Origin of the sequence: Bradyrhizobium sp., from assembly GCF_049581145.1 — a bacterium.
GTDB lineage: Bacteria > Pseudomonadota > Alphaproteobacteria > Rhizobiales > Xanthobacteraceae > Bradyrhizobium.
Window position 1 is genome coordinate 1 of sequence record NZ_JBAURI010000082.1, and the last position, 7,504, is coordinate 7,504.

7 protein-coding genes and 1 pseudogene are annotated in these 7,504 nt (G+C 61.3%); 3 read left to right on the forward strand and 5 right to left on the reverse strand.

Translation table 11 applies throughout. From position 1 onward, the window contains the following. Positions 1–203: 203 nt before the first annotated feature. A pseudogene (gene istA, locus WCB02_RS02345) lies at positions 204–953 on the forward strand (IS21 family transposase); the annotation flags it as partial. Between the two features lie 12 nt (positions 954–965). On the opposite strand, the gene WCB02_RS02350 reads toward istA, so the two are convergent. From WCB02_RS02350 to WCB02_RS02365, 4 genes are all read right to left on the reverse strand, one after another. Beyond that, the gene (locus WCB02_RS02350; protein WP_423955950.1) at positions 966–3,032 is read right to left on the reverse strand and encodes a recombinase family protein; all 2,067 of its coding nucleotides are present in this window, start codon (positions 3,030–3,032) and stop codon (positions 966–968) included. Further along, positions 3,025–3,306 carry a hypothetical protein gene (locus tag WCB02_RS02355; protein ID WP_423955952.1) on the reverse strand — a complete coding sequence of 94 codons (282 nt, stop codon included), beginning with the start codon at positions 3,304–3,306 and terminating at the stop codon, positions 3,025–3,027. The genes WCB02_RS02350 and WCB02_RS02355 overlap by 8 nt, the downstream gene beginning before the upstream one ends. Continuing rightward, complete coding sequence (locus tag WCB02_RS02360) at positions 3,303–3,776, reverse strand: helix-turn-helix domain-containing protein (protein WP_423955954.1); 474 nt, start codon at positions 3,774–3,776, stop codon at positions 3,303–3,305. The genes WCB02_RS02355 and WCB02_RS02360 overlap by 4 nt, the downstream gene beginning before the upstream one ends. 164 nt (positions 3,777–3,940) lie before the next feature. Next, positions 3,941–4,207 (reverse strand): DUF5372 family protein, encoded by a 267-nt coding sequence (locus tag WCB02_RS02365; protein WP_423955956.1) that lies wholly within the window; start codon positions 4,205–4,207, stop codon positions 3,941–3,943. 68 nt (positions 4,208–4,275) lie between these two features. Between WCB02_RS02365 and WCB02_RS02370 the strand changes: the two genes are divergently transcribed. Then, positions 4,276–5,031 carry a Mu transposase domain-containing protein gene (locus WCB02_RS02370; protein ID WP_423955959.1) on the forward strand — a complete coding sequence of 252 codons (756 nt, stop codon included), beginning with the start codon at positions 4,276–4,278 and terminating at the stop codon, positions 5,029–5,031. Between the two features lie 12 nt (positions 5,032–5,043). Next, positions 5,044–5,853, forward strand: coding sequence for an IS21-like element helper ATPase IstB (gene istB, locus WCB02_RS02375; RefSeq protein WP_423955961.1), 810 nt, complete (start codon positions 5,044–5,046; stop codon positions 5,851–5,853). Positions 5,854–6,448: 595 nt separating this feature from the next. Here the strand turns inward: istB and WCB02_RS02380 are convergent. Beyond that, on the reverse strand, positions 6,449–7,504 hold a 1,056-nt coding region (locus tag WCB02_RS02380), incomplete at its 5' end, for a hypothetical protein (protein WP_423955963.1).

Genomic DNA, 7,504 nt, shown 5'->3' on the forward strand with positions numbered 1-7,504 from the left:
TGCGCGCTCCGGGGCATGGCGACCGGTGAATCCGGTTGATGGCGACCACCAATTCCGATCGATGACGACCACCTGTTCCGGTCCATGGCGACCAGGGCAACAGGGTTGTGGACGGGCGTGATGAACGCCGTTGGGTGATCCGCGAATCAGCCGGACCTCGCTCCTTTTCCAGAGGAGCGGGAATGGCCCAATCGAGATTACCCATGCGCAAGATCCGGGATGTGTTGCGGCTGTCGGCAGCCGGCCTGTCCAAGCGTCAGATCGCGGCCAGCCTTGGCATCGGCCCGACCGCTGCCGGGGCGTGTCTGCGTCGGTCGCGTGAGGCTGGTATCAGTTGGCCGCTGCCCGACGATCTCGGCGACGCCGCGCTGGAAAGCCGGCTGTATCCGGCGCCTGCGGCCGCGGCCAAGGACTGGCGGTCGCTGCCGGACTGGCCGGCGGTTCATCGCGAGTTGCGCCGCAAGGGTGTGACGCTGCAACTGGTGTGGGAGGAGTACCGCGCGACCCATCCCGACGGTTACAGCCGTTCGAGGTTTTGCGAACTGTATCGCGCCTGGGAAGGCCGGTTGTCACCCACGATGCGGCAGGCGCACGTGGCCGGCGAGAAGCTGTTCGTCGATTATGCCGGCACGACGATCGACATTTTCGACGCGACGACCGGCGAGGTGCATACCTGCCAATTGTTCGTCGCAGCCCTCGGTGCGTCGAGCTACACCTACGCCGAGGCAACGGCCACGCAATCGCTGCCCGACTGGATCGGATCGCACACGCGCGCGTTCGCCTTTTTCGGCGGCGTGCCGGCGATGGTGGTTTGCGACAATCTGAAGTCCGGCATCACCAAAGCCTGCTTCTACGAGCCCGCCGTCAATCGCGGCTATGCCGAGATGGCGGCGCACTACGGCACGGCGATCGTGCCGGCGCGGCCCAGGAAGCCGCGCGACAAGGCGAGCGCTTCATACTGCACCTCATTCCTTTGATGGCGCGGTGATGGCGGTGAGCTGCGCCGGGCGGGCGCCGCGCCCACCGCAGCCCTTGCGGATCGTCATGCCCTGGGGGATCTCCCAGAGGCCACGGTTCAGGCTGTCCGTATAACATTTTGTGATGAGCCCCTGGCGACCCCACGTGTGTACGGCTGTCTCGGAGACACAGAACTTGGCGGCGATCTCGCGCGTCGTGAGCATACCACGTCGACGCAGCCGCTCATATCGGCTCGCAAGTTTGTACGCGCAGCGAATGAAGGCGACCTTCTTAAGATTGAACGCCTTTGCCTCCCACGTACGCCATCCGTGATTGTTGAGGATCTCGGCGATTTCGCGATCGCAATGATGGTCAAGAAGACGATCAACCTCGGCGACGAGTTCAGGTTTGAACTTGCGTATCTGGGCGATGGGGAGCGGCCGGTCGAGCACCAAGGTACGCGTGGCGCCGCCAGACAGGCGCACATGAGCGGTGATGGTTTGCGACTTGACTAGGGTTACGTCGTCGATGAGCAGACGCACGATGCGCTTGCGCTCGCGGGAGTCAACTCGTGGATCTTGCCAGATCCGCGGAAGCTGTTCGGCGAGGTCAAGGATGCGTCGCTGGGCTTCTGCGCTGAGTGCCACAGCCTGCTGTTTGCTACGGCGCTTGTAGTCTTCGGTGGCATCGGCATGACGACGCAGCTTGTCGTTCCATTCGGCCTCGAGTGAATCGGCGACGAGTCGATTGTCGGGATCGACCTTCATGTAGCGTCGACGCGCGAGCTCGGCTTCATAGCGCATCCGCTCGACATGCTGGCGACGCGCTGCATCGGTCTCTGCGGCGCGCGCCTCAAGCTCGCGTTGCACCTCAAGGGTGACCGCCAGCGTCATCGGCGTCATCAGCTCGATCATCAGGTCTGCGATCCCCGCATCGACGATCTTCCCGGAAACCGTTTGGCAGGTCCATCCCGCGCGGCGTACCGCATTCGCCTGGCACAGATAGGTGGGGACGGTGCTGCCGTGCTCCTGGCTGTAGCGCACACCCATGCGTTCGCCACACAGGCCACAGACCACGCGACCTTGGAGAAGCGCCGGTCCCTCGCGCGCCGGTCCCGACCGCCGGTCGCCACCGAAGGCACGAGCGTTGTCGGCGAGCCGCCGCTGGTTGGCCTCGAAGCGCTCCCAGTCGATGTAGCCCTGGTGCATCCCCGGCATAACGAACTGCCAATCGGCCCTGGCAACCTTGACGACACTGGTGCCACCATCGGGCCGGTGCCGTATGCGGGTTCGGCCATACGCAAAAGCGCCAGCGTAGCGCGGATTGTGGAGCACCTGCAGAACGCGCGCATGGTGCGGCGCCGCCCACAGGAGATCACCCTTGTTCGGTCCTGTCCGGAGTCGGCGCGGGAACAGCAAACCTTGCTCCCGGAAGAAGCGGACTGTCTGCATCGCACTTCCGGTCTGCTCGAATGTGTGGAACACGAGACGGATTGCGTTCTGCACCTGGAGGTCGGGATCGAGGCCGATCGTCCGATCGTTCCGGTAAACCAGCCCGACCGGAGGGCACATCTCGAGCTCGCCGCGACGGGCCTTGTTGAGCTGACCACCACGCATGCGCGCTTTGATGATGTGCAGCTCGGCCTCGCTCATCGTACCTTTGAGGCCGAGCAAGAGGCGATCGTTGAAGCTGGCTGGATCGTAGATACCGTCTTCGTCAAGGATGAGCGTCGCCGTCAATGCGCAAAGCTCGATGAGCCGGTGCCAGTCGGCCGAGTTGCGCGCAAGGCGCGAGACCTCCAGCCCCATGACAATACCGGCCTTGCCGAGCGCCACCTCGCTCACCAGTTGCTGGAAGCCGTCGCGCGCTTTCGTACTTGAGCCAGACTTGCCGAGATCGCGATCGATGACGTGAACGCGCTCGACCGGCCAGCCGGCCACAACGGCTCGATCCCGCAGCCCGTATTGGCGTTCAGTGCTCTCGCCGTGTTCGGCGACCTGGCGAAGGGTCGATTGGCGGACATAGAGGTAAGCGTCGCGCTTGAGATGGTCGGCAGTGACTTTAAGTTCAGGCATGGAAGGGCTCCATTGCGATGGCGACGAGGATGCCGGCGATGAGGCGCGTGACGTCGCTTGTTGCAGGCGACGGATTGTCTGGGGCCGAGTGCGTGAGCCGATGGTCGTAGCAGACGGCCTCGGTATCCACCTCCTGTCCGCGCGCTCGGATCCACGCTGCCAATCCCCGTCGACGAAGAATGGTGAGACCAGGGCAGGCCGTGAACTCGGCACGCAATGCGGCGGCGCGTAGCTTCTCGTAGCTGTCCGCTGCGTCCGCAGGCGCGACGATCAAGCTGGGTTGAGTCGTTTTTTTTTGCGTGCCAGCGCCCGCTCCAGGCTGCGTCTGTGCACCTTGACGCCGAACCGCGCCTCGATCGCATCCAGGCAGTGCGACGTCGTCAGTTCGGGTCTTGCAGCTTTGAGAGCGGCGACGAACGCAACGACCTCGGCGGAGACCTTGTGGCCGTCTTTGGGGCCTCGCCGGTTCGGCAACAGGCCGGCAAGTCCGGCGGTCTGCAGGGCGGTCTGCGCCTTGTAGAAGGTCGGGCGCGTCACGCCGAATGTCTCGGCGGCCTCGCTGATCGCAACGCCGTCGATCTGGTGACGTCGCACCATCTCGTAGCGCACCTGCACCAGGTCCTTCGCATCGAAGAATGGGTTGCTGACGAACGAGGGGTCGCGGACGGCTTCCGGATTTGGATTGAGGACGCCGTCTTGCGCCAGCGCCTCGCTCTTCGGATCCCGCTTCTTCGCCCTGGCCATGCTCGGTCTCAATCTTACGTAAATATAAATACGCCTCTATATATTGAGTGTCAATGGAGATGAAGACGCAATATGATGAATATATGTTGATATTTGTGACGTAACACGCCGTATCGCGTCCACGGCATGGCGTTATTATCTTTACACGTGCGGCGTATTTATATTTACGCATCGCCGGCGCCCATGCTCTCCGCGAGCCGGTCCAGCGCGTCACAAAGTGCCAACAGGTCAACCACGCAAAAGGCTGCTCTACCCGCAGCGATCAGCCGGAACTCATCGGGTGAATCGATATCGGTCCAGGCGCTGGCGATCGTGCAAAGTCGACCGTTCTGGCCCGCATAGACCACCCGGTCTTCGCCCCAATGACGGCGCCGGCAGATCAGCTCGAACTTGCGACCGCAAAGCGGATGGAAAGGATGCGTGATCCGCACCGTTTGCTGGGTCGTACCCGCATGACCTGCAGTCGACGACCTTTGCCAAGGCCAAGGTCGAAGTCGCCGTGCAGGTCGCGACGCGATGGATCATCGCCAAACTCAGGAACCGCCGGTTCTTCTCGCTGCCGGAGCTGAACGCGGCGATCCGGGAGTGCCTCGTAACACTCAACGACCGAGTCTCGCGGCATCTGGGCGCGAGCCGACGCACCTTGTTCGACGCAACAGACCGATCGGCCTTGAAGCCGCTCCCAACAGCGCCTTACGTCTACGCCGAATGGAAGCAGTGCAAGGCCGGCCTCGATTATCACGTCGAGGTCGAGAAGCACTACTACTCGGTACCGCATGCGCTGCTGCGTGAGACGCTGTGGGCGCGGGTCACCGCGCGGACCATCGAGCTTTTCCATCAAGGCCATCGCGTCGCCGTCCATGTACGCTCGTCGTCCAACCGGCGCCACACGACCGTAAGCGAACATATGCCGTCGAGCCACCGGCGCTATGCCGACTGGACACTGGAACGTATCCACCGACGAGCGAACGAGATCGGGCCGAAGACGTCGGCGTTGATCGAGATCATCCTGCGCGAACGAACGCATCCGGAGCAAGGCTTCCGCGCCACGATCGGCATCCTGCGGCACGCGACCAGCTTCGGCCATGAACGGCTCGAAGCCGCTTGCGGTCGCGCCCTCGATATCGGCGCGCGCTCCTACACGTCGGTGACGTCCATCTTGAAGAACAATCTGGATCGCCAAAGGGCCGCCACCGCCACGGACGGGCCTGCGATAGTTCATCCCAACATCCGTGGCCCCCGCTACTTCAACTGAGGAGAAGACAAAATGCTGACCCATCCAACCATCGATCAGCTTCGGGCCCTCAGGCTCGACGGCATGGCGGACGCCTTTATCGAGTTGCAAACACAGGACCAGGCAAAGGACCTTGGCCCTGCCGAATGGCTGGCGCTGATGCTCGATCGCGAAGCGGCGCACCGCGGCACGCAGCGGTTCAAAAGCCGGCTCCGCCATGCGAAGCTGCGTCACGGCCAGGCCTCGATCGAGGATGTCGACTACCGCACGCCACGCCGGCTCGACAAGGCTCTGTTCCAGCAATTGGCCGCCGGCCGCTGGATCACCGAGCATCGCAATCTGCTCGTCACCGGCCCGTGCGGCGTCGGCAAGTCATGGCTTAGTTGCGCGCTGGCACAGAAAGCCTGCCGTGACGGCTACACCGTGCATTACGCGCGCGTGCCACGCTTGTTCGCCGATCTCGAACTGGCGCACGGTGACGGCCGCTTCGCACGCCTGTTCCGCATGCTCACGAAGGCCGACCTGCTGATCCTCGACGACTGGGGGCCGGATCGTCTCAATCCGAACCAGCGCCGCGATCTGATGGAGATCGTCGAAGACCGCTATGGCGCGGGATCGACGCTGATCACCAGCCAGCTGCCAGTCGAGGCATGGCATGACGTCATCGACGAGCCAACCTTCGCTGACGCGATCCTTGATCGCCTCGTGCACAACGCCTACCGCCTCGCGCTCGATGGTCCCTCGATGCGCGATCCAAAAACGGCCAAGTCCGACACTGTGGGTCCGGTCGTCGAAATGGCGGATGCAGCGGCCACAAAGCCGACCAAGGCGGTCAAAAAATGACCCCCGTCACCAACCGCCCGCCCGCGCGCGGCGCTGCGTCTGACTCGTGGCGGTCACTCCGGGCCGCGCACGGGCTACCCGACCACGACAACGGGGCAACAGCCGACGACGAAATCGGCATGATCTGGTGGAACAGACTCAGTGAGCGAGAACGGGCTGAATGGTCCCGCGCCGCCGGCAATACCGGCGTTGCCGCTGATGCGTGGGCGGCCTTCCGGGCCAGCCAGAATCACCACCGAACCTGCCGGGGATAGAAACGCCCGCCCTACCTACTACGCCGCCTTCGACCGCCCTTGGGTAGGCTGATGCGCGACGGCAAACCGTACAAAGTGCTCCACCTGAAGCTTGACCGAAACCGCAAATACTGAAATCAAAATCTGCATCCAACGGCGCCATCCAGCTCATGCGCCGCCCTGGTCGTCATCGACCGGATCAACTGGTCGCCATGCGTCGGAATCCATGGTCGCCTTCGCCGGAATGCGCACCTGGCCATTTTAGAGGACCGTCGATGGCTTCCGATTGAAGAGGCAGAGGCCCACAACCAATTGGTTCGTGCCGTACTACAATGGCAACGTAGAGCGAGTATTATCGCGCTCTAGCTATCTTGCCCCTTTTTCGTTTCAATGCTGTTCTCGATGTATCTCTTGAGTTCACCCTTATTCAGGTTTAGGCCGACGCCCTTTAGACACTCTTCTGCGGCGTTGAGAAGGACTATCCGATCTTCCTTTCGCCAGTGATTCCAGTATACCCTTTCCAGGAAGTGTGCTGCTAAGCAGGTGCGTAAAAAGGGTGTCGCCGGAAGGTCCTTGATTGTTCTTACGAGAAGGTCTCTCCCGCGCTTACTTTCGATATCGGCGAGCCAAGCTGAATGAATGAGTAGTTCGATAGGCCCTGACACAACGGCCTTCTCGACACTTGTTGCCAGAACCCTCTGGCGGGCACCTTCGCATAATTGACCCAATACCCTGCGAAAGCCAGCAGCGTAGAGAGAATACTGCAAAACATCGACTAAACCGCCGAGTAGGCGCTCAATTGCCACCTCGTCGTTAGGCTCGCTCACGTCTTTGAGTGCTTCCATAACCTCAGGATCTGCCTGGAAATGCGCCTTTATCAATGAGAAGTCGACTTTCAATATTGCTTCCGTCGTGCGATGCGCAATCAATGAAGAGACTTGGACTAGCAAGCTCGCGAGCATCTGCTTCATTTCTGCTGACAGATGCTCGGCGCCGGCTCCGAGTAGCATTGTTGCAACCAGCCAGTTTTGCACGACGTTCGCAATCCGGTCAGCTTCGATCGACGATTCTCTAGTATCGGATAGATTTGCTCTCTCGGCTACTTCCCCTCGAACCCTATCCGCCACATCCAGGAGTTGTTGCTTTTTTGCGGTATCTCCCCGACTAAGTTCAATGTCCTCGGCAGTTTTTCTCAGGCGTTTTTGAATAACATCGATTTGTTCGGGGTTCTTCATTAACGCAGGTCGCAATTTATCGGTAAGAAGAACGTGTGTTTCGCCGGATTTCAAGCCGTATTCCTGTAGGGACCGTTCAAGACCTTCTATGACCGCACAAACGATCCGATCTGAGGCACCAATTTCAGCATAAAGGTCAAACGTCGTTAAATCAAAATCTAGCCCCAGAGTGAAGTACCGCAA

Bases quoted from the DNA above. Each gene is read 5' to 3' on its own strand.
- WCB02_RS02350 (WP_423955950.1), bottom strand. From the start codon at position 3,032: ATGCCTGAACTTAAAGTCACTGCCGACCATCTCAAGCGCGACGCTTAC.
- WCB02_RS02360 (WP_423955954.1), bottom strand. From the start codon at position 3,776: ATGGCCAGGGCGAAGAAGCGGGATCCGAAGAGCGAGGCGCTGGCGCAA.
- istB (WP_423955961.1), top strand. From the start codon at position 5,044: ATGCTGACCCATCCAACCATCGATCAGCTTCGGGCCCTCAGGCTCGAC.